This is a genomic window from Pseudomonas sp. MWU13-2517 (assembly GCF_023242545.1).
Lineage (GTDB): Bacteria > Pseudomonadota > Gammaproteobacteria > Pseudomonadales > Pseudomonadaceae > Aquipseudomonas.
This window is the reverse complement of sequence record NZ_JALMFA010000012.1, coordinates 69518-91121: the sequence shown is the minus strand read 5'-3', so window position 1 is coordinate 91121 and position 21604 is coordinate 69518. Positions and strand designations below refer to the sequence as shown.

Here is a 21604-nt window from a genome sequence, read left to right as displayed (position 1 = left end):
CTCGGCCGAGCCTTGAGTGAAGCAGAAAATACCCGCCGCCTGCATAAACCACGCGCAAGAGCGACGTGACGATCGGCCTGCCAGCGGCCTCGTCGGGCACTTTCCTCGAAAAACCTGTCACGCCTGCCGAATCAAACACGCAGACGCAAAAAAGCCGGGAATTTCCCGGCTGCCGCATCATACACCCGTTTTGTGAAAGGATCACCCCGCCAGGCGTTTTAGCCGCCCGACGGAGTGCGCCTTAAAGTCACAGGCTTTTACTTGGCTTTTTCCAGGTAGCGGAAGAAATCGCTGCTTGGGTCCAGCACCATGACGTCGGTTTTGTTCGCGAAGCTTTCACGGTAGGCACGCAGGCTACGGTAGAACGCGTAGAACTCCTGGTCTTGACCATAAGCCTTGGCGTAGATCGCCGCCGCTTGAGCGTCGCCATCACCGCGCGCCTCTTCAGACTCACGATAGGCTTCCGCCAGCAGTACACGGCGCTGACGGTCCGCATCCGCACGGATACCTTCGGCCAACTCGTTACCCTTGGCGCGGTGCTCACGGGCTTCACGCTCACGCTCGGTGCTCATGCGCTCGAACACGCTGCGGTTCACTTCCTTCGGCAGGTCGATGGCCTTGACCCGGACATCGATCACTTCAATGCCCAGCTCTTTTTCCGCCATCGTATTCAGCGAACGCGTGATGTCAGCCATCAGCGCATCACGCTCACCGGATACCACCTCGTGCAGGGTGCGCTTACCAAACTGGTCACGCAGGCCCGATTCCAGACGGCGCGACAAACGCTCATCGGCAATCTGCTTGAGGCCGGAGGTCGCAGTGTAGAAACGCTCGGCATCCTTGACGCGCCACTTGGCGTAGGCGTCAACCATCACGGCTTTCTTTTCCAGGGTCAGGAAGCGCTGTGTCGGTGCATCCAGGGTCATCAGGCGGCCGTCGAACTTGCGCACCTGGTTGACGTAGGGGACCTTCACATGCAGGCCCGGCTGGACATCCGCCTGTACCACACGACCGAATTGCAGCAACACCGCACGCTCGGTCTGAGACACGATGTAGAAGCAGTTCCAGGCAGCGATGACCACGACGACGCCCACAATCAGGGCGGTCAGCGATTTATTGCTCATCAACGACTCTCCCTGGTACGTGTTTGCTGTTGCAGCAAGTCAGCGGCCGAACGGGCGCTCGCTTCGTTGGCAGCCGATGTCGAACCGGTAGACGGCGCGCCGGTGCCGCTACGACCACTTTCGATCATCTTGTCCAGCGGCAGGTACAGCAGATTGCTCTGCCCACCTTTGTTGCCGGTCACGAGAACCTTGCTGGTATTGCTGAAGACTTCCTGCATGGTGTCCAGGTACAGACGCTCACGCGTGACTTCCGGAGCCTTGCGGTACTCGGCAACCAGCTTGGTAAAGCGATCCGCCTCACCCTTGGCGCGAGAAACCACTTCGTCACGGTAACCGTTGGCATCCTCGAGAATGCGCTGGGCCTGACCACGGGCTTCCGGCACGACGCCATTGGCATAGGTTTCAGCCTGGTTGCGCGAACGCTGCTCGTCTTCACGGGCGCGGATCACGTCGTCAAAGGCTTCCTGCACTTCACGCGGTGCTGCTGCGCTCTGTACGTTCACCTGGGTGACGGTGATACCGGTGCGATAGGTGTCGAGGAACCGCTGCAGGCGCTCCTTGATTTCGCTGGCCATCAACTCACGACCTTCGGTCAGCACCTGGTCCATCGCAGTGGAACCCACTACATGGCGCAGGGCGCTTTCGGTCGCGTGCTGCAGGCTGATTTCCGGCTGATCGACGTTCAGCACGAAATCCTGCAGGTTGCTGATCTTGTACTGCACGGTCAGCGGCACTTCGACGATGTTCTCGTCTTCGGTCAGCATTTGGCCCTGCTTGGTGTAGGCACGCTCACGCGTGACGTTCTCCATGTACTTCTTGTCGATTGGCGGGAAGTAGATGTTCAGGCCCGGCCCAACGGTCTCGTAGTACTTGCCGAAGCGCAGCACCACGGCTTGCTCCTGCTCGTCCACTACGTAGACCGCGCTGTACAGCCACACGGCTGCCAGCACGACAAGCCCCAGGCCGAGCAGGCCGTAGCCGCCACCCTTGCTTGTGCGACCGCCGTCGTCACCACCACTTTTTTTCCCACCACCGAACAACCCATTCAGGCTTTCCTGCAGCTTTCGGAAGGCCTCGTCGAGATCCGGTGGCCCCTTGCGGTCGCCATTATTGCGGCGCTTACCACCCCAAGGATCCTGATTATTCGAGTTGCCACCCGGCTCATTCCAAGCCATAGCGCTCTCCATCTGATAAAGCAAAGACGCGCCCACGGCGCGCCGACCAATGCTACAGAATGCCTGCTGCTGCGGCACAACCGCTTTCTCAGGCTTTTATTGCAAAGTGTGTTGTTCGATGAACTCCGCCGGTACAACGCCTTCACGGCTGACCAGCCGATTCAGTTCCGAGCGCGGCAATCGAACGGCCAGCAAGCTGACACCTTCTTCGTCGTGCTCTTCTTTCTGTACCGCGCCCAACTCGAAAAACTGTGCACGCAGTCGAGCAAAACGCTGAGGCAAGCGCAAGGTACCGACAAACAAATCACTGCCCAGCAGCTCGGCAATGGCTTGTTCGAGCAATTCCAAACCACTCCCATCACGCGCTGACAGCCATACCCGCTGGGGCTTGCCGTTCTCGTCGCGTTGAATTTGTGGCTCTACGCCTTCAAGCAAATCGAGTTTGTTATAGACCTCGAGGATCGGCAAGTCCTGTGCACCAATCTCGCCCAGTACCAACATCACCTGCTCAATCTGCAACATGCGATCCGGTTCGGCCGCATCGATCACGTGCAACAGCAGATCCGAATTGCTCGACTCTTCGAGCGTAGACCGAAACGCTTCGACCAGCTTGTGGGGCAAGTGACGAATAAAACCCACAGTATCAGCCAGGACAATCGGCCCCAGGTCATCCAGGTCCAGACGGCGCAAGGTCGGGTCGAGCGTGGCGAACAGTTGGTCGGCCGCGTACACGTCGGATTTCGTCACGTTATTGAACAGCGTGGATTTACCGGCGTTGGTGTAGCCCACCAGGGAAACGGTAGGGATATCCGCACGGGAACGGCCACGGCGCGACTGCTCGCGCTGGCTGCGCACTTTCTCCAGGCGCCCCTTGATCTGGCGCAGGCGAACCCGCAACAGGCGTCGGTCGGTTTCAAGCTGGGTTTCACCCGGGCCGCGCATACCGATACCGCCACCCTGGCGCTCAAGGTGAGTCCAGCCGCGGACCAGCCGGGTGCTCATGTGGTCAAGCTGGGCCAGTTCAACCTGGAGCTTGCCTTCATGGGTACGGGCGCGCTGGGCGAAGATATCGAGAATCAGACCGGTACGGTCGATCACGCGACACTCGAAGACACGTTCGAGGTTACGTTCCTGACTGGGTGTGAGGACGTGATTGAAGATCACCAGATCGGCTTCTTCGGCGTGCACGAGGTCGCGAAGTTCCTCGACCTTGCCGCTGCCAATCAGGAATTTGGCGGTTGGCCGATGACGCGGCACGTTAAAAAACGCAACGGTCTCGGCGCCGGCCGAATTTGCCAACTCCTGAAACTCCTGCGGATCTTCGCGCGCCTCAGGGTCCTGTCCATCCAAGTGAACGAGGATTACTCGCTCACCACCACCGTGGCGCTCAAAGAACAAAGGAGACTCCTATCAGGCGTTACCTGGCTCAGCGTCACCCTGTTCATCACCTGCGCTAGGCAGACGGACTGGACGAACTGGAACGACTGTCGAGATAGCGTGCTTGTAGACCATCTGGCTGACGGTGTTTTTCAGCAGGATCACGAACTGGTCGAACGACTCGATCGTGCCTTGCAGCTTGATCCCGTTGACCAGGTAGATGGAAACCCCCACTTTCTCTTTACGTAAAGTATTCAAGTAAGGGTCTTGTAGCGAATGCCCTTTTGACATGTGTCGCACTCCTATAAGGATCAATAATAAAAAAGCGGAAAATAGATAGCTTATGGCCGTCACACCCCCAAGGATAGACGGCAATTGCAAGGACTCAGCTCAATATGGAGACCGTTCCCAAGTATTTCAAGGCGCGTGACAGATTGTCGCTGTCCAGGCTGTCCAACCAGTGCAAATCGCTCCAGCTGCGCAGCCAGGTGAACTGCCGCTTGGCCAATTGGCGCGTGGCAATGATGCCGCGCTCCTGCATTTCGGCCGACGTCAGCTTGCCATCCAGATGATCCCAGACTTGGCGGTAGCCTACAGCACGTATCGAAGGTAGCCCGGGATGCAGGTCACCTCTTGAACGCAGTGCTACGACCTCGTCCACAAACCCCTGTTCCAACATAATTGTGAATCTTTGTGCAATTCGTTCATGCAACACCTGGCGATTTGCCGGAGCAATGGCCAGATTCGCCACAGTATAGGGCAATTGTGAGTGTCCAGATGCGTCTGCATCAGCACTTTGCGCAGTTTGTTTCAGCCTGTGTTCAGTCATGGTCTGACCGCTCACACGCCAGACTTCCAAGGCGCGGGTGAGGCGCTGGGGGTCATTAGGGTGAATGCGTGCGGCAGAGACCGGATCGACAGACGCCAACTGATCGTGCAGGGCTTGCCAGCCAAGGCGCGCAGCCTCCTGCTCAAGCTCGGCGCGCACCTGGGCGTCAGCTGGCGGCATATCCGCCAAGCCTTCCTGCAAAGCCTTGTAGTAGAGCATCGTGCCGCCCACCAGCAGCGGAATATTGCCCCGCGCGGTGATGTCGGCCATGGCCGCCAGGGCGTCGGTACGAAAATCCGCCGCCGAATAGCTCTCGGCCGGGTCGATAATGTCGATCAGCCGATGCGGGTACTGGGCCAACAACGCTTTTGAAGGCTTGGCCGTACCGATATCCATGTCCCGGTAAACCAGGGCAGAGTCGACACTGATCAACTCGCACGGCAACACCTTGGTCAGTTCGATGGCCAGGTCGGTCTTGCCGGCGGCCGTGGGGCCCATCAGGAAGATTGCGGGGGGCAAGGCACTCATCAACGGCCGCGCAAGAACAGTTTGTCCAGGTCATCCAGGCCCATCTGGGTCCAGGTCGGCCGGCCATGGTTGCATTGCCCGCTGCGCTCGGTGTTTTCCATGTCGCGCAGCAGTCCGTTCATTTCCGGCAGGGCCAGGCGGCGATTGGCTCGGATGGCACCGTGACAAGCCATAGTGCCGAGCAATTCGTTGATGTGCGCCTGGATGCGGTCGCTGGTGCCGTACTCCATCAGGTCCGCCAGCACGTCAGCCACCAGGCGATTGGCTTCGGCCTGCTTGAGCAGTGCAGGAATCTGGCGGATCGCCAGGGTTTCCGGACCGAGGCGCTGCAATTCGAAGCCGAGTTTCTGAAACACGCTGTGATGTTCTTCGGCGCAATCGGCTTCACGCTGGCTGACCGCCAGGGACTCGGGCACCAACAGCGGCTGGCCGCTGAGACCTTCGCTGGCCATGGCGATCTTCAAGCGTTCGTACATGATCCGCTCATGGGCGGCATGCATGTCGACCAGCACCAGACCATGGGCGTTTTCCGCCAGGATGTAGATGCCTTTGAGTTGCGCCAGCGCGTAACCCAACGGCGGAATATCACCACCGCCCTCCGGCAATGCAACGGCACCCGGCTCGGCCCCCGGCAACGGCGCAAAGAACTCGCGATAGGCCGCCTGGGCTTCCGCCACCGGCACCGCCGACTGCGGACGCGGAGTGTATTGATATTGATAACCCGCGCCGGCACCTGAGCCAGAACCAGAGCTTGAAGCCGTATACGAAGGTTGCGGCTGCGTCGATTGCAGCAGGTTGGCGGCCAGGCTCATTTCTCCCTGAGGGCCGAACTCACCAGCTTGCGGACCGCTAGGTCGTACCACCGCCGTCACGATCGGCGCAGACAGCTGGTCATCCGGGCGTACATCGCCCAAGGCGCGGTGCAACGTGCCATAGAGGAAGTCATGCACCATGCGCCCGTCACGGAAACGCACTTCGTGTTTGGTCGGGTGCACGTTGACGTCCACCACCGACGGGTCCACCTCAAAAAACAGTACAAACGTGGGGTGCCGCCCATTGAACAGGACATCGCGATACGCCTGGCGCACCGCGTGGGCTACCAGCTTGTCGCGCACGGCACGACCATTCACGAAGAAATACTGCAGGTCCGCCTGGCTGCGGGAAAACGTCGGCAACCCGACCCAACCCCACAGGCGCAAGCCATTGCGCTCGATTTCAATCGGCAGTGCCTGCTCCAGAAAACCCGAGCCGCAAACGGCCGCTACACGACGTGCGCGGGCCGCGTCGTCATTGGCTTCGTGCAGACTGAGGATGGACTTGCCGTTATGGCGCAGATGAAAAGCCACGTCGAAGCGCGCCAGCGCCAGGCGCTTGATCACTTCTTGCAGGTGGTCGAATTCGGTTTTTTCGGCCTTGAGGAATTTGCGGCGCGCCGGCGTGTTGAAGAACAGATCGCGCACTTCCACCGACGTACCCACGGGATGCGCAGCCGGCTGGACCCGAGGCGCCATGTCACGGCCTTCGGTTTCTACCTGCCAGGCCTGGTCGGCGTCGCGGGTGCGGGAAGTCAGGGTCAGGCGGGCCACGGAGCTGATAGAGGCCAGGGCCTCGCCGCGAAACCCCAGGCTCATCACCCGTTCAAGGTCTTCCAGGTCGCGGATTTTGCTGGTGGCGTGACGGGCCAGGGCCAGCGGCAGGTCATCGGAGGAGATACCGCTGCCGTCGTCGCGCACGCGCAGGAGCTTGACGCCGCCCTGCTCCACATCGACGTCGATGCGCTTGGCACCGGAGTCAATGCTGTTTTCCAGCAGTTCCTTGATCACCGACGCGGGACGCTCAACCACCTCGCCCGCAGCAATCTGGTTGGCCAGGCGCGGGCTGAGCAGTTCGATGCGTGAGCCGCTGTTCAACTGTGATTCACTCATTACTGCGCCGCCAATTCAGTGCCGGGGATGGTCAACACCTGGCCGACTTTCAACTCATCGGTTTTCAGGTTGTTCGCGTTGCGCAACGTCGCGGGCGAAACCTGGAACCGCACAGCCAGCATGGCCAGGGTGTCGCCGGGCTGCACGCGATGATCACGCGGGCCCTGGGCGATTTTCCCGGAGTCACGCAGCCAGGCAATGTAAGTCCCCGGTGGCGGGTTCTGCTGGAAGAACTGGCGAATACCTGCACTGATCGAACGGGCCAGCGCCTGCTGGTGGCTGGTACTGGCCAGCTTGGACGCTTCGTTGGAGTTGGAGATAAACCCGGTTTCCACCAGGATCGACGGGATATCCGGCGACTTCAACACCATGAACCCAGCCTGCTCCACACGCTGTTTGTGCAGCGAAGTGACGCGGCCGATATTGCTCAGTACCTTCTGGCCGACGTTCAGGCTGGAGGTCAGCGAAGCGGTCATCGACAGGTCGAGCAACACGCCGGCGAGCATTTTGTCCTTGTCATCCAATGAGACGTTACCGGCCCCGCCTATCAAGTCGGAACGGTTTTCACTGTCGGCCAACCAACGGGCGGTCTCTGAAGTGGCGCCGCGATCAGACAAGGCGAACACCGAGGCACCGAAAGCTGCGGACGAAGGTGCGGCGTCGGCATGGATCGAGACAAACAGGTCGGCGCCCTTCTTGCGCGCAATTTCGGTACGGCCGCGCAAAGGAATGAAGTAGTCGCCGGTACGGGTCAGCTCGGCACGATAGCCTTTCATCGCACTGACCTGGCGCTGCAGCTCCCGGGCGATGGACAGGACCACGTCTTTCTCATGCTGGCCGCGCGAGCCGGACGCGCCCGGGTCTTCGCCGCCGTGGCCGGCATCGATCACCACGATAATGTCGCGTTTGCCCGGCGGAGCCGGCGGTGGCGGAGGCAACTTGACCTGTGGCTGCGACGGATTGACCGGCACGGCGGGTACGGTGGCAACGCTCGGGGTCGGCGCCGGCGACGGGTTGGCGTCGGCGGCGTTGTCGAACAGATCGACCACCAACCGGTTGCCGTACTGGGCATTCGGTGCCAGAGAGAAGCTTTTCGGGGTCACGGCCTTTTTCAGGTCGATAACAACACGCAGATCGGTCGGCGTACGCTGTGCCGAGCGCATGGAGGTAATCGGAGTGTTGGCGGTGGACACTTTGAGCGGCGCGCCCAGGGTCGCACCGTTGATGTCGATCACCAGGCGATCGGGCGCCGTCAGGGTAAAGACGCTGTGCTGGACCGGGCCAGACAGGTCGAACACCAGTCGCGTGTTATCCGGTGCTCGCCACAGGCGAACACTTTTCACCTGCGAAGCAGCCAGAGCATTGAAAGTCATTGCCGCAAGCAATACCCCTACGACAGCAACCAACGCGCGAAAGCGCATACCTAACCCCACCAATTATTTGAATTCCAATGCCAAAGCGCCGCACCAGGACTGGCCACGAACGCTCTGGGGCAACAACTTCAGCTGACGTCCTGATTCATGCGGCGTAATGGTAATGGTCAGGTCCGCCTTTGGCAAAAAGCCTGTGCCTTTATCTGGCCACTCGATCAGGCACAACACGTCTTCGTCGAAATAATCCCGAATCCCCATGTACTCCAGCTCTTCAGGGTCAACCAGGCGATAAAGGTCGAAATGGAAGGCCCGCACTTGGCCAATTTCGTAGGGCTCGACCAGAGTGAACGTCGGGCTTTTTACCGCTCCCGTGTGGCCCAACCCACGGATAATGCCGCGCGAGAGCGTGGTTTTGCCCGCGCCCAGGTCCCCCTCGAGAAAGATCAGCCCGGCGCCCGCCGTCACCTGGGCTATGCGAAGACCGAACGCAACCATTGCGTCTTCATCGGCCAGAAAAAGGGTTACTTCAGACACGGCGATTGCTCCTCCAGCAATTGACGAATGGCAGGTATCAGGTCACTGGCAGCCAGCCCGCGACCAAAGGTGCCTTGGCGCTCTCCCGCCGAGGCGTGCAGCCACACGGCCAGGCAGCTCGCCTCGTAGGCCGGCATGCCTTGAGCCAGCAAGGCACCGACCAAGCCGGCCAGTACATCCCCCAGCCCGGCCGTGGCCATCGCCGGATGGCCCTGGTCACAACGGGAAACCCGGCCATCCGGGCTGGCAATCAAACTGCCAGCACCCTTGAGAATAGCGACTGCATTGAATTTCCGGCTTAAATCGCGCGCCACCTTAAGACGATCGGCCTGAACCTCGGCTGTCGTGAGCCCCATCAAGCGCGCCGCCTCACCAGGGTGCGGGGTGATGACCGAGCCGGCTGGCAAGTTGACAGCCCCCTTCGCCAGTTGATTCAACGCGTCCGCGTCCCAAACTTGCGGCTGCTTGGCGTTGGCGGCGGCCGACAACAGGCTTTTGCCCCAGGACGCATCACCCAGGCCAGGACCAATGACAATTACCGAGATTTTTTCCAGCAGCCCCATTAACTGGTTAGCCGAACTGACACCGACAGTCATGACCTCCGGCAAGCGTGCCAGAGCTGCCGGTATATGCGCAGCCCGCGTCGCCAGGGACACCATGCCTGCACCACTGCGCAAGGCACTTTCGGCGCTCAGCAGCGCTGCACCACCGAAGCCATGGTCACCGCCGATGACCAGCAGGTGGCCGAACTGGCCTTTATGGGCCTGCGGAGAACGCGCAGCCAGTTGCGGCAAATGGCCGAACAACAAGCGCTGAACGTCGGTTATTTCGTGTTTTGTCTGCGGCATGCGTCTTCAAGCTCCGATGTCTGGCAGAATTATACGCATCTAACCCGTGGTTTCCCGTGTCTCATGCCTGCTATTACCTCCGATCTCCCCGCCCTCGCCCAATCGATCAAAGACTGGGGCCGCGAACTGGGCTTTCAACAAGTCGGCATCAGCGGTCTGGACCTGGCCGAGCATGAACAGCACCTGCAACGCTGGCTCGACGCGGGTTATCACGGCGAGATGGAGTACATGGGCGCCCATGGCAGCAAGCGCTCCCACCCGGATGAACTGGTGCCGGGCACTTTGCGCGTGGTCTCGCTGCGCATGGACTACCTGCCCGGCGACACCCAAATGGCGCAATTGCTGGCCCAGCCGGAAAAAGCCTATATCTCGCGTTATGCCCTGGGTCGCGACTACCACAAGCTGATCCGCAAGCGCGTGCAGCAACTGGCCGACCGCATTCAGGCACACATCGGCCCATTTGGCTTCCGCGCCTTCGTGGACAGCGCGCCGGTACTGGAAAAAGCCATTGCCGAACAAGCCGGGCTGGGCTGGATCGGCAAAAACACGCTGGTACTCAATCGCAAGGCTGGCAGCTATTTCTTCCTGAGCGAACTGTTTGTTGACTTGCCGCTGCCGGTGGACGAACCCCATAGCACCGAACACTGTGGCCGCTGCACCGCGTGCCTGGACATCTGCCCTACCAATGCCTTCGTCGGCCCCTATGTGCTGGACGCACGGCGTTGCATTTCCTACCTGACCATTGAGCTCAAGACGGCGATCCCTGAAGACCTGCGCCCGTTGATCGGTAATCGCGTGTTCGGCTGCGATGACTGTCAGATCGTTTGCCCGTGGAATCGTTTCGCCCGTCCTACCGCCGAGGGTGATTTCAAGCCGCGCCACAACCTGGATAACGCCGAACTGGCCGAGCTGTTCATGTGGGACGAGGATAAATTCCTCAGCAGCACCGAAGGCTCGCCCCTACGCCGCGCCGGTTATGAGCGCTGGCTGCGCAACCTGGCGGTGGGCCTGGGCAATGCACCGTCGAGCATCCCGGTGCTCGAAGCGTTGAAGGCACGCCGGGACTATCCATCGGAGTTGGTGCGCGAACACGTCGAGTGGGCACTCGACCAGCACGCCAGGCGCTAGTGCACATCGTCGTTGTAGACGAACTTGGGCATTTCCCAGTGGAAACGGATCGCCAGCAGGCGCAATAGAAAGCCGCTGAACAGCGTCAGCAAAATCGCCTGCTCGCTCGGTAATTCCAGATACAGGCACAGCATGTAGAACCACGCAGCGAGGAACGACACGCTGGCGTACAGCTCACGGCGGAAGATCAGCGGAATATCGTTGCAGAAGATATCCCGCAGGATGCCGCCGAACACCCCCGTGATCACGCCACTGACCACCGCCACCAGCATGCCGTGGCCCATTTCCAGGGCGGTCATGCAGCCGATCAAGGTGAACGCCACCAGCCCCACGGCGTCCAGCGCCAGGAACAGCGAACGCAGGTGGCGCATCAGCGGCGCGATAAAGATCGTCACCAGTGCGGCAACGGACGTCAGCACCAGGTATTCCGGGTGCTTGACCCATGTCAGCGGGTAATGCCCGAGCAACACATCGCGCACCGAACCACCGCCCAAGGCGGTGACGCAGGCGATCAGCACTACGCCAAACCAATCCATGCCACGCCGGCCGGCGGACAGCGCGCCGGTCATGGCTTCGGCAGTGATGGCGATGAGGTACAGCATCAGCAGCATGATGGCGATCCTTGCAAAGAGGCCGGCAGTCTAATCATTTGCTGATGGCACCAAAAGGGGGCGCTTGGCGAAAGAGCGAGTCGCATCCTTCGCGAGCAAGCTGCACCTTCAGGCCTTGATGAAATGCTTGCGGTAATGCTGCAACTCGGCAATCGACTCGCGGATATCATCCAGCGCCAGGTGCGTGCTGCCTTTATGGAAGCTGTCTTTGACTTCCGGCGCCCAGCGCGCGGCCAGCTCTTTCAAAGTGGACACATCCAGGTTGCGGTAGTGGAAGTAGCTTTCCAGCGCCTTCATGTGCGTATAAAGGAAGCGACGGTCCTGGCAGATGCTGTTGCCGCAGATCGGCGACTTGCCCTTGGGTACCCATTTTTCCAGGAAAGCGATGGTCTGGGCCTCGGCTTCGGCCATGCTGACGCGGCTGTCACGCACGCGCTGGGTCAGGCCGGAGTTGCCGTGGGTGCGGGTGTTCCACTCATCCATGGTGGCCAATACTGCATCGCTGTGATGAATGGCAATCACCGGACCTTCGGCCAAGGTATTAAGGTTACTGTCGGTGACAATGGTCGCCATCTCGATGATGACGTCGGTGTCGGGGTTCAGACCGGTCATTTCCAGATCGATCCAAATCAGGTTCTGTGGGTTTTGCATGGCTTGATTCTCTTGGCACCTTGGCGTGGCTGCGCAGTTTAGCAGGCGGGGGCATGCTAGACTCGCGACCGTTTCACCTATCCTTTGCATTATCGACACGGAACACCAATGGCCAAACGCCAGCTCAATCGCCGCCAAAACTGGCGCATCGAAAAGATTCAGGGTGAGCGCGCCGCTCGCGCCGCCAAACGTGAATCCTCCGCAGTGGAAGCACTTGAGGGCGGCGACCTGGGCCCCGAACAAACGGGCCTGGTGATCGCGCACTTCGGCGTACAGGTCGAAGTCGAGGCGCTGGAAGGCGAACTCGCAGGTTCGGTGTCCCGTTGCCATCTGCGCGCCAACCTGCCTGCGCTGGTCACCGGCGACAAAGTAGTATGGCGTGCCGGCAACCAGGGCATCGGCGTAATCGTCGCCCAACTGCCGCGCACCACCGAACTGCGCCGCCCCGACAGCCGTGGCCAGCTCAAGCCGGTGGCCGCCAACGTCGACATGATCGTGATTGTGTTCGCGCCGTTGCCCGAGCCCCATGCCAACCTGATCGACCGCTATCTGGTGGCGGCCGAACATGCCGGCATCCGCCCGTTGTTGCTGTTGAACAAATTCGACCTGATCGACGAACAGAACGCTCCGGCGCTCAACGCGTTACTGTCGGTCTACCGCACCCTGGGTTACCCGGTGCTGGAAGTTTCGGCGCATCACGGCGATGGCATGGAACAGCTGCAACGGCAGTTGGACGGGCGCATCAGCGTGTTCGTCGGACAGTCGGGCGTGGGCAAGTCATCGCTGGTCAATAGCCTGCTGCCGGAAGTCGAGACCCGCGTGGGCCCACTGTCGGAGCTGTCCGGCCAGGGCACCCACACCACCACCACCGCGCGGCTGTTCCACTTCCCTGGTGGCGGCGAGCTGATCGACTCCCCGGGCATCCGTGAGTTCGGCCTCGGCCACGTCAGCCGCAGCGATGTGGAAGCGGGCTTCATCGAATTCAACGACCTGATCGGCACCTGCCGCTTCCGAGACTGCAAACACGATCGTGAACCGGGCTGTGCGCTGCTCAAGGCGCTGGAAGATGGCCGCGTGCAGCAGCAGCGGATGAACAGCTATCGCTCGATCATTGCAAGTCTGCCGGAGAGTAGTTACTAACCTGCACCAACGAAAAGGCCGCGATCATCGCGGCCTTTTTGCATGGGGATTACGGCTTGGGGGCAGGTGCCGTAGGATCCTTCACCCCGCCATCGTCAAACAAGTTCAGCTTCTGTCGCAGCTCATGGGCCGGTAACGGCTCCTGCCCTGGAGGAATGGCGTTCGGATCAGCCGGCGCTTCTCCTGGCGCGCCTTCGCTTTGGTGCGGTTGCGCAGGTGCCCCACTGTGATCACCCTCGATCGCGCGCTGAGCCTTTTTGGTCAGCACCACGATATCGATCCGGCGGTTGACCGGGTTGAACGGGTCCGCAGGATCAAACAATTGCGAGGAAGCAAAACCCACCACGCGGGCCACCTGCGGGTCCGGGTAGCTGCCTGCCACCAACGCACGGCGGGCGGCGTTGGCGCGGTTCGCCGAGAGCTCCCAGTTGCCGAAGTCGCCTTGGCCCGCATACGGCTTGGCGTCGGTGTGACCGCTGATGCTGATCTTGTTCGGCACCGCCTTGATGGTGTCGGCCATGGCCAGCAGAATATCTTCGAAGTACGGTTTCAGGCGCGCGCTGCCGGAGTCGAACATGGGCCGGTTAGCGGCGTCGGTGATCTGGATGCGCAGGCCCTCAGGCGTGATTTCGAAGGAGATCTGATCCTTGAACTTCAGCAGTTGCGGGTTTTCTTCAACCTTGGTCTGCAATTCCTTCAACAGCAGTTCCAGGCGTTCCTGCTCGACTTGTTCAGCCATGGCCTCGACAGTGTCGCGCTCGACAGGGATTTTTTCCTGCGGCGCCTCGGTCTTGACCTCCGGATTGATGGTGCGCTCAGGCGCCAACTGTGGTGAGCCACCAAGGTCGATGACGAAAGGTGTACCGCTTTCCGAGAAGCCAATGGGGTCTTTGAAGTAACCGGCAATGGCGATCTTCTGTTCCGGCGTGGCGGTAGACATCAGCCACAGCACGAGGAAGAACGCCATCATCGCCGTCGCAAAGTCGGCGAAGGCGATTTTCCAGGCGCCGCCATGGTGCCCCGCAGCGAAGCGCTTGACGCGCTTGATGATTATCGGCTGGTTGTTTTCCATGGCTTAGCGACCGCGCACCGCTTGTTCCAGCTCGGCAAAACTTGGGCGATGTTTCGGGTACAGCACCTTGCGCCCGAACTCTACCGCCAGCGACGGCGGCATACCGGAGGCCGAAGCTACCAGGCACGCCTTGATCGCTTCGTAGAGGTTGATCTCTTCCTTGGCGTCGTGCGCCAGAGAGGTCGCCAGCGGGCCGAAGAAACCGTAGGCCGCGAGAATACCGAAAAAGGTCCCCACCAGCGCCGCACCCACGTGCATACCGATGGCCTTCTGGTCGCCTTCGCCCAAGGACGCCATGGTCACCACAATACCCAGTACCGCCGCAACGATACCGAAACCGGGCATGCCGTCAGAGACGCCGCTGACGGCGTGGGAAGGATGTTCCAGCTCTTCCTTGAGGCTGAACAGTTCCATGTCGAACAGGCCTTCCAGCTCATGGGGGGCCATGTTGCCGGAGGACATGATGCGCAGGTAATCACAGATGTAAGCCGTCATGCGCTCATCTTTGAGCACCGCCGGGTACTTGGCGAAAATCGGGCTGGCGGCGGCGTCTTCGATGTCGCCTTCGATGGCCATCATGCCTTCGCGGCGGCTCTTGTTGAGGATCTCGTAGACCAATCCCAACACTTCCAGATAGAAGGTGTGGGAGAAGCGCGAGCTGAACATGCCCAGCGACTTCTTGATCACATGCATGGTCATGTAGCCGGGGTTGGCCTGCAGAAAAGCGCCAAATGCGGCGCCGCCGATAATCAGCACTTCGAAAGGCTGGATCAGTGCGGCAATCTTACCGTGGGACAGGACGTACCCACCGAGCACGCTTGCGAGGACGACGATGATGCCGATAATTTTAGCCATAGGAGATTGGTACTTGCGCCGTCGGGTTCATGGACATAGTAGGTGCAGCTGAAAAACTCTTGTTCTACTTATCGGCAAAACTGCGCCAGACTATAGCCCGTTAAGGCGAAAAGCCAATTCAGCCCACTCCGGGCGTGTTGAATGCAAGTGATGATCGCGCCCCAATCATGGCTAATGAAACGACAGTCCCAACTGCAAAACCGACCACCCTCGCGGCTTGGATCAAGCGCCTGGATGACGTCCTGCTGCCCGTCCCGCAAGCCAGCCACGAACGTGTGTGCAAAGCCATTCGCGACAGCCGCAGCTCATTACGAGATATTGCCGAGCTGATGCAAAACAGCCCGGCGCTGGTACTCGGCGTAATGCGCGAGGCCAATAGCCACACCCACGGCAGCATGGCGGCACCTGCGGAAAACCTCGAAGTGGCGCTCAACCGCCTCGGCCTCAAACGCGCCGAAGAACTGCTGGTACGCCTGCCCTCAGTGCCGGCCAATGAAATCCCCGTGGCCTTTCGGCAACTGCTGCTGGTGAGCCAGCACGCTTCGCAGCAAGCCAACGGCCTCTTCGGCAGCCGCCTTGCGCGGCTGTGGCAAGACATTCACTGGGGTAGCCTGCTGTTTTTGTCGCCGCTCTGGCCGATGGCCATTGCCTACCCCAAACTCCTGGAAGAATGGGAGTTACGGGTGATCCACAAAGGCCAGCCGGCACGTCAGGTCGAGCAGGATTTGTTCGGCATACGCCTGCTGGATTTGTGCCTTGGCTTGACCGAAGCCTGGCACTTGCCTATCTGGGTATCCCAAGGCTACCACCTGCTGCTGAGCGAACAGCGCTTGCTGGTCAAGGCGCTGCATATCGCCCGCGAAGACGACGCACTGCGCCACCAGCAGTTGCTCGATGCCGAACCCAACCTGCGCCGCTGGCTGAACCAGCCGGCCAACACGGTATTACTGGCTAACGGCCTGGCAATGTCGGCCCAGGAATCCTGGACTTGCCCGCACACCGAGCGCTGGCAATACCTGACTGCGCTCTACCTGCAAGAACCCCTCGGTGAAGTGCAGCAACAGGTTCACCAACAAGCTGTGACCAGCGCCCGCCACACCCTGATGCCCGACCTCTGGCACCCAGCGTTGTCGCTGATCTGGCCGTGGCATGTGCAGAAGATCCATCGCGGCCTGCTGCCCGCGCCGCCCCCCACTGCCGAGTCCTTGGCCGTGTGGCGCAATCGGTGTACCGAGTTGCTGGTTGAACCAAGCCGCTTCGCCAACGCCATGCACCTGACCACCTGCGCACGGGAAGCCCTGGTGGCCAGCGGCATGCAAAGGGTGCTGTTGTTCATGGCCGATCGAGCCTTGAGCACATTGCGCGTGCATCAAGCCGATGGTTTGCCGAAGGACGCCGCGAATCTGAGCCTGGACGTGGTCAACAGCACGCTGTTGCAGCGCCTTCTGGAAAAATCCGCGCAGGTGCGCATCACACCCGATAACCATGAACAGTTCTGCGCGCTGCTGCCGCCAGTGCTGCGTCGCTTGTTTACCGGCGAACATCTATTGCTGCGCTCCCTGAGCTGCAATGGCCGAGTGGTCATGCTGATGATCGCTGACCAGGGCGGCGGGCCACTCTCTGAAACCACAGTGCAGGCCTTCGGCAAAACCGCTCAATGCATCGAGAAAGCGCTGCACAGCTTTACCAACCGCAGCGCTTGATGCTTGCGCTACAATCGCGGTCCTTTATCGCCAACATTTGTGCCCAGGAGACCTCACATGCCTGACTTCTCTGGCTTGCCGCTGGTGATCGAACCCAGCGACCTGCAAGGTCGCCTTGATGCCGAACACCTGATTCTGGTGGACCTCACCAGCGCAGCCCGCTACGCCGAAGGGCATATCCCCGGCGCGCATTTCGTTGACCCCAAGCGCACTCAACTGGGCCAGCCTCCAGCGCCGGGCTTGCTGCCGAGCAAGGCCGACCTGGAAAAGCTGTTCGGCGAGCTGGGCCACACCCCGGACGCGACCTACGTGGTCTATGACGACGAAGGCGGTGGCTGGGCCGGGCGTTTTATCTGGATGCTCGACGTGATCGGCCACCAGAAATACCACTATCTGGATGGCGGCCTGCTCGCCTGGCTGGAAGGCGAGCACCCGCTGTCCACCGAGGTGCCCGCCCCCGTCGGCGGCCCGGTCAGCCTGACCTTGCACGACGGCCCTACCGCCACCCGCGAATACCTGCAAAGCCGTCTGGGCGCGGCCGACCTGGGCATCTGGGACGCACGCGGCCCGTTGGAGTACTCCGGCGAGAAAGTCCTCGCGGCCAAGGGTGGTCACATCCCCGGCGCGGTGAACTTCGAATGGACCGCCGGCATGGACAAGGCACGCAACCTGCGCATCCGCCGTGACATGCCACAGATCCTCGAAGACCTCGGGCTGACCCGCGACAAAGAAATCATCACCCACTGCCAGACTCATCACCGCTCTGGCTTCACCTACCTGGTGGCCAAGGCGCTCGGTTATCCGCGAGTCAAAGGTTATGCCGGTTCCTGGGGCGAATGGGGCAACCACCCCGACACCCCCGTTGAGATTTAAGGTTTAAGGACAGTAAATGAAAAAGCAGTTGTTTATCCTCAGCCAGTACCTGTTGCCGCACCACTTGCTGTCGCGCCTGGCCGGCTGCGTTGCCGAGTGCCGCGTGCGCTGGTTCAAGAACGCCTTCACGAGTTGGTTCGCCAAGCGTTATCAAGTGGACATGTCACAGGCCCTGGTTGAAGACCTGACCGCCTATGAGCACTTCAACGCCTTCTTCACCCGCGCACTGAAAGACGGTGCACGCCCGCTGGATCAAACACCAGGCGCCGTGCTGAGTCCTGCCGATGGTGCCGTCAGCCAGCTGGGCCCGATCGAACACGGCCGGGTATTCCAGGCTAAAGGCCATAGCTTCAGCGTACTGGAGTTGCTGGGTGGCGATGCGGCATTGGCGGCGCCGTTCATGGGCGGTGATTTCGCCACCATTTACCTGTCGCCGAAAGACTACCACCGCGTGCACATGCCTTTGGCCGGTACGCTGCGTGAGATGGTTTATGTGCCGGGGCGGATTTTCTCGGTGAACCAGACCACCGCTGAAAACGTGCCGGAGCTGTTTGCACGTAACGAGCGCGTTGTCTGCCTGTTCGACACCGAACGCGGCCCGATGGCTGTTGTGTTGGTAGGTGCAATGATCGTGGCGTCGATTGAAACCGTGTGGGCTGGCTTGGTGACGCCGCCCAAGCGTGAGCTGAAGACCTTCCGCTATGACGAAGCGGCGCGGGCACCGATTCATCTGGAGAAAGGCGCAGAACTGGGTCGCTTCAAACTGGGTTCGACCGCCATCGTGCTGTTCGGGCCAGGTCAGGTGAAGTGGGCAGAAGCACTGACAGCCGGCACCCCGGTGCAGATGGGCCAAGGCATCGCCCTGCCGAACGCCTGATCCGAAGCTGACGGTAATCAAATGTGGGAGCGGGCTTACCCCGTCCCACATTTTTACTGCATAGCTACAGCGATCTCGACTTACAACTGACCGTCACGGTCGCGAAAACCCAGCAGATACAACACGCCGTCCAAACCGAGGGTTGAAATTGCCTGCTTGGCCGACTGCTTGACCAGCGGCTTGGCGCGGAACGCCACACCCAACCCGGCAATTGCCAGCATCGGCAAGTCATTCGCGCCGTCCCCGACCGCGATGGTCTGTTCCAGACGCAAACCTTCCTTGTGGGCCAGCTCTTTCAGCAGGTCGGCCTTGCGCTGTGCATCAACAATCGGCTCCACGGCCACGCCGGTCACTTTGCCATCCACCACCTCCAGTTCATTGGCGAACACGTAGTCGATACCCAGCTTGGCCTGCAATTGCTTGGCAAAGTAGGTGAAGCCGCCAGACAGGATCGCGGTTTTGTAACCCAGGCGCTTGAGTTCAGCGAACAGGGTTTCAGCGCCTTCGGTCAGGCGCAGCGACGCACCGATCGAGTCCAGTACGCTCACATCCAACCCCTTGAGCAGCGCCAGGCGCTCCTTGAAGCTGGCACGGAAATCCAGCTCGCCGGCCATGGCGCGCTCGGTAATCTCGGAGACCTGCTCGCCCACACCGGCAGCCTTGGCCAGCTCGTCGATCACCTCGGCCTCGATCAGCGTGGAATCCATGTCGAACACTGCCAGACGACGATTGCGGCGGAACAGCGAATCTTCCTGGAAGGCGATATCGACGTTCAACTCCTGGGCCACGCTCAGGAATTCGGCGCGCAATGCCTGCGGATCAGCCGGCTCGCCGCGCACAGAGAACTCAATGCAGCCCTTGCCTTTGTCAGCTGGCGTGTCCAATGGCATGCGACCCGACAGACGGTCGATATGGTCGATATTCAAACCATAGTGGGCGGTGATCGAACTGACGCGCTGCAATTGTTCGGCAGTCACCTTGCGGGTCAGCAGCGTCACGATGTGGCGCTTTTTACCCTGACCGTCGACCCAATGCTGGTAATCCTCTTCGGACACCGGGGTGAATCGCACCTGTTGATCCAGCTTATACGCCGTGAACAGGATGTCTTTGAGTACCGAAGACGCCTGTTCGGTGCTCGGGATTTCGACGAGGATGCCGAAGGACAAGGTGTCGTGGATCACCGCCTGGCCGATGTCGAGAATGTTCACACCACCCTGGGCCAGCACACCGGTAATGGCTGCGGTGAGACCCGGGCGGTCTTCACCGGTGATGTTTATCAGGACAATTTCGCGCAAAGCGCACCCCCAGGCTGGAAAAAACCGCATTCTACCCACTTTCAGTGACCATCGGGCACAGCCAGCGCTTTGCCGGCCCTAGGGCTATCGCTATACTGCGCGTCAACTTCACGGACCAAGAGCCGAGCGCAAGTGAACCGGCCCACGCCAGTAAAAACCGATAACTTCTTCCTGCTGATCTTCCGGGCACTGCGCCACCGCCGTGTACCGATCGCATTACGCATCGCCAGCCATAACGTGATCCTGGTCGCCCTGGCCTTGGTGATCTACGCCTGTGTGATGGGTTTGCAGTTCAAGCAGGCCATGCATGAACAAGCCGATGCCCTGGGCGCGAGCCTGACGACCCAGACCGCCACGTCGGCGACTGAGTTGCTGGTGTCCAACGACATCCTCAGCCTGAACGTGCTGCTCAACAACCTGACCAAGAATCCGCTGGTGGCTCATGCCGCTATCTACAGCGTGGATAACCGGATCATGGCCGAAGCCGGGCAGCGTCCGAAGAATGGCCTGCTGGGTGAGGCCGAGGGCCTGTATCAGAGCAACATCACGTTCCAGGATGTGAAGGCCGGCCAGTTGCGTATCAGCCTGGACATGCAGCAATTCCAGCAGCCGATGACCATCAGCCTGCAAAGCATGGGCATTCTCAGCGCGATCCTGCTGGCGCTGGCGCTGGCCCTGAGCTTGCGCCTCGGTCGGCATATCTCCACGCCGCTGATGCAACTGCGCATCTGGCTGCGGGATATCGACGAACACACCCCCGCCACCGACCGCCAGGACGAAATCGGCGACCTCGCCCGCCAGCTCCACGCCAGCTTCGCACCGGAGCCGGTGGTACGCGAGCCTGCCCCCGAGCCCGAATACGACGACGCCGATGAGCCCGAGTTTGAAGTACGCGACCTGCGTGACCCAGGCTTTGACGACAGCGCCCCGGCAGCCGGACTGAAGGCATCGCCCCGCCACGTGGTCAAGGCCGAAGAAGACGAACTGGACGACGAAGACCCGTTCGCCGACTTGCGCGACACCTCGGCCGCGGCGCCAGCCGCGGCACTCAAGCCGGTTCCAGTGAAGAACACCGAGCCCCAGCACAGTGCGGTATTGGCCGTGCAGCTGGGTGCCCAGGACCAACTGCGTCGCCTGCCCCGCGCCCGCCTGACGGAACTGCTCGAACGCTACCGTGACTGCCTCGACCAGGCGGCCTCGCTGTATCAAAGCGAACTGCACACCCTGAACGATGGCAGCACGCTGATGCTGTTCCACAGCGAAGACAGCGGCGAAGACTACCTGACCAACGCCATCTGCTGCGGTGAGCTGCTGCGCGCCCTGGGCCATGCTCTGCAGATCGAAGTGGCCGATAGCGGCATTACCTTGCAACTGCAACTGGGCCTGACCGTTGGCGACGACCTGTTCGGCATGAGCCAGATCGACTTGCTGCTGACCGAAATAGCCCAGGATGCACTGGCCTTGTCCCAACACAGCCGCAATTTGCTGCTGGTGGAGCGCAAGATCAGCGAAGACACCTTGATCCGCCAGCGCGCACGTATCCGGCCAATCGCCAGCCCCGAAGGCGCAAGCTGCGTGGAACGGCTGATGGAGCCGTACCCGTCGATGCTGGAACGGCAGCTGGCACGGATGCATGAGACCCGTACCAAGCCCTGAGGTGGGCAAGCCCGCTCACCACAAAAAAGG

At 60.8% G+C, this 21604-nt stretch carries 20 protein-coding genes; 6 read left to right on the top strand and 14 right to left on the bottom strand.

What is annotated here, in order from left to right; translation table 11 throughout:
- Positions 1–257 precede the first annotated feature (257 nt).
- The 9 genes from hflC to M5B97_RS18350 all read right to left on the bottom strand — a co-directional run bounded on the left by hflC (position 258) and on the right by M5B97_RS18350 (position 9713).
- Positions 258–1124 (bottom strand): protease modulator HflC, encoded by an 867-nt coding sequence (gene hflC / locus M5B97_RS18390; protein WP_105695167.1) that lies wholly within the window; start codon positions 1122–1124, stop codon positions 258–260.
- On the bottom strand, positions 1124–2299 hold the full coding sequence (hflK, locus tag M5B97_RS18385; protein ID WP_248732255.1) for an FtsH protease activity modulator HflK: 1176 nt from the start codon (positions 2297–2299) through the stop codon (positions 1124–1126). Before hflK ends, hflC begins: the two co-directional genes overlap by 1 nt.
- A 96-nt stretch (positions 2300–2395) precedes the next feature.
- Positions 2396–3697 (bottom strand): ribosome rescue GTPase HflX, encoded by a 1302-nt coding sequence (gene hflX, locus M5B97_RS18380; protein WP_010213610.1) that lies wholly within the window; start codon positions 3695–3697, stop codon positions 2396–2398.
- A gap of 12 nt (positions 3698–3709) precedes the next feature.
- Entirely contained in the window at positions 3710–3967 is a 258-nt protein-coding gene (hfq, locus tag M5B97_RS18375) for an RNA chaperone Hfq (RefSeq protein WP_123716115.1), read from the bottom strand.
- A gap of 94 nt (positions 3968–4061) precedes the next feature.
- The gene (gene miaA / locus M5B97_RS18370; protein WP_123716116.1) at positions 4062–5033 is read right to left on the bottom strand and encodes a tRNA (adenosine(37)-N6)-dimethylallyltransferase MiaA; all 972 of its coding nucleotides are present in this window, start codon (positions 5031–5033) and stop codon (positions 4062–4064) included.
- Positions 5033–6943, bottom strand: coding sequence for a DNA mismatch repair endonuclease MutL (gene mutL / locus M5B97_RS18365; protein ID WP_167659650.1), 1911 nt, complete (start codon positions 6941–6943; stop codon positions 5033–5035). Before mutL ends, miaA begins: the two co-directional genes overlap by 1 nt.
- Before the next feature lie 14 nt (positions 6944–6957).
- Complete coding sequence (locus tag M5B97_RS18360; protein ID WP_248732254.1) at positions 6958–8379, bottom strand: N-acetylmuramoyl-L-alanine amidase; 1422 nt, start codon at positions 8377–8379, stop codon at positions 6958–6960.
- A 15-nt stretch (positions 8380–8394) separates the two neighbouring features.
- Complete coding sequence (tsaE, locus tag M5B97_RS18355) at positions 8395–8865, bottom strand: tRNA (adenosine(37)-N6)-threonylcarbamoyltransferase complex ATPase subunit type 1 TsaE (protein WP_248732253.1); 471 nt, start codon at positions 8863–8865, stop codon at positions 8395–8397.
- Positions 8853–9713: an NAD(P)H-hydrate dehydratase gene (locus tag M5B97_RS18350; RefSeq protein ID WP_248732252.1), complete on the bottom strand. Its 861-nt coding sequence runs from the start codon at positions 9711–9713 to the stop codon at positions 8853–8855. The genes tsaE and M5B97_RS18350 overlap by 13 nt, the downstream gene beginning before the upstream one ends.
- A 63-nt stretch (positions 9714–9776) precedes the next feature.
- Here M5B97_RS18350 and queG point away from each other — a divergent pair, with 63 nt between their 5' ends.
- A complete protein-coding gene (gene queG / locus M5B97_RS18345; RefSeq protein WP_134661006.1) occupies positions 9777–10841 on the top strand; it encodes a tRNA epoxyqueuosine(34) reductase QueG in 1065 nt (354 codons plus the stop codon).
- Here the strand turns inward: queG and M5B97_RS18340 are convergent.
- Both M5B97_RS18340 and orn read right to left on the bottom strand, forming a co-directional pair.
- The gene (locus M5B97_RS18340; protein WP_185021886.1) at positions 10838–11455 is read right to left on the bottom strand and encodes a trimeric intracellular cation channel family protein; all 618 of its coding nucleotides are present in this window, start codon (positions 11453–11455) and stop codon (positions 10838–10840) included. The genes queG and M5B97_RS18340 overlap by 4 nt on opposite strands.
- A 105-nt stretch (positions 11456–11560) precedes the next feature.
- Entirely contained in the window at positions 11561–12103 is a 543-nt protein-coding gene (gene orn / locus M5B97_RS18335) for an oligoribonuclease (protein ID WP_123716121.1), read from the bottom strand.
- 108 nt (positions 12104–12211) lie between these two features.
- Between orn and rsgA the strand changes: the two genes are divergently transcribed.
- Positions 12212–13243: a small ribosomal subunit biogenesis GTPase RsgA gene (gene rsgA, locus M5B97_RS18330; RefSeq protein ID WP_248732251.1), complete on the top strand. Its 1032-nt coding sequence runs from the start codon at positions 12212–12214 to the stop codon at positions 13241–13243.
- Between the two features lie 49 nt (positions 13244–13292).
- Here the strand turns inward: rsgA and motB are convergent, their stop codons facing one another.
- Together motB and motA are read right to left on the bottom strand one after the other, a co-directional pair.
- Entirely contained in the window at positions 13293–14315 is a 1023-nt protein-coding gene (gene motB / locus M5B97_RS18325) for a flagellar motor protein MotB (protein WP_123716123.1), read from the bottom strand.
- 3 nt (positions 14316–14318) lie between these two features.
- Positions 14319–15170: a flagellar motor stator protein MotA gene (gene motA / locus M5B97_RS18320; protein ID WP_134661008.1), complete on the bottom strand. Its 852-nt coding sequence runs from the start codon at positions 15168–15170 to the stop codon at positions 14319–14321.
- 167 nt (positions 15171–15337) lie between these two features.
- Between motA and M5B97_RS18315 the strand changes: the two genes are divergently transcribed.
- From M5B97_RS18315 to asd, 3 genes are read left to right on the top strand one after another with little or no spacing between them, the layout of a single operon-like run.
- The gene (locus M5B97_RS18315) at positions 15338–16873 is read left to right on the top strand and encodes an HDOD domain-containing protein (RefSeq protein ID WP_248732250.1); all 1536 of its coding nucleotides are present in this window, start codon (positions 15338–15340) and stop codon (positions 16871–16873) included.
- Between the two features lie 57 nt (positions 16874–16930).
- The gene (rhdA, locus tag M5B97_RS18310) at positions 16931–17746 is read left to right on the top strand and encodes a thiosulfate sulfurtransferase (protein WP_134661010.1); all 816 of its coding nucleotides are present in this window, start codon (positions 16931–16933) and stop codon (positions 17744–17746) included.
- Positions 17747–17762: 16 nt separating this feature from the next.
- A complete protein-coding gene (gene asd, locus M5B97_RS18305) occupies positions 17763–18623 on the top strand; it encodes an archaetidylserine decarboxylase (RefSeq protein ID WP_134661011.1) in 861 nt (286 codons plus the stop codon).
- An 80-nt stretch (positions 18624–18703) separates the two neighbouring features.
- Here the strand turns inward: asd and serB are convergent, their stop codons facing one another.
- Positions 18704–19918 (bottom strand): phosphoserine phosphatase SerB, encoded by a 1215-nt coding sequence (gene serB / locus M5B97_RS18300; protein WP_123716128.1) that lies wholly within the window; start codon positions 19916–19918, stop codon positions 18704–18706.
- A gap of 132 nt (positions 19919–20050) precedes the next feature.
- Between serB and M5B97_RS18295 the strand changes: the two genes are divergently transcribed.
- On the top strand, positions 20051–21574 hold the full coding sequence (locus M5B97_RS18295; RefSeq protein WP_134661012.1) for a HAMP domain-containing protein: 1524 nt from the start codon (positions 20051–20053) through the stop codon (positions 21572–21574).
- Positions 21575–21604 lie beyond the last annotated feature (30 nt).

Coding starts and splice junctions, on each gene's coding strand:
- motB (WP_123716123.1), bottom strand. CDS start 14,315: ATGGAAAACAACCAGCCGATAATCATCAAGCGCGTCAAGCGCTTCGCT.
- queG (WP_134661006.1), top strand. CDS start 9,777: ATGCCTGCTATTACCTCCGATCTCCCCGCCCTCGCCCAATCGATCAAA.
- M5B97_RS18350 (WP_248732252.1), bottom strand. CDS start 9,713: ATGCCGCAGACAAAACACGAAATAACCGACGTTCAGCGCTTGTTGTTC.
- rsgA (WP_248732251.1), top strand. CDS start 12,212: ATGGCCAAACGCCAGCTCAATCGCCGCCAAAACTGGCGCATCGAAAAG.
- asd (WP_134661011.1), top strand. CDS start 17,763: ATGAAAAAGCAGTTGTTTATCCTCAGCCAGTACCTGTTGCCGCACCAC.
- M5B97_RS18315 (WP_248732250.1), top strand. CDS start 15,338: ATGGCTAATGAAACGACAGTCCCAACTGCAAAACCGACCACCCTCGCG.
- miaA (WP_123716116.1), bottom strand. CDS start 5,033: ATGAGTGCCTTGCCCCCCGCAATCTTCCTGATGGGCCCCACGGCCGCC.
- orn (WP_123716121.1), bottom strand. CDS start 12,103: ATGCAAAACCCACAGAACCTGATTTGGATCGATCTGGAAATGACCGGT.
- M5B97_RS18360 (WP_248732254.1), bottom strand. CDS start 8,379: ATGCGCTTTCGCGCGTTGGTTGCTGTCGTAGGGGTATTGCTTGCGGCA.
- hfq (WP_123716115.1), bottom strand. CDS start 3,967: ATGTCAAAAGGGCATTCGCTACAAGACCCTTACTTGAATACTTTACGT.
- hflC (WP_105695167.1), bottom strand. CDS start 1,124: ATGAGCAATAAATCGCTGACCGCCCTGATTGTGGGCGTCGTCGTGGTC.
- motA (WP_134661008.1), bottom strand. CDS start 15,170: ATGGCTAAAATTATCGGCATCATCGTCGTCCTCGCAAGCGTGCTCGGT.
- rhdA (WP_134661010.1), top strand. CDS start 16,931: ATGCCTGACTTCTCTGGCTTGCCGCTGGTGATCGAACCCAGCGACCTG.
- hflK (WP_248732255.1), bottom strand. CDS start 2,299: ATGGCTTGGAATGAGCCGGGTGGCAACTCGAATAATCAGGATCCTTGG.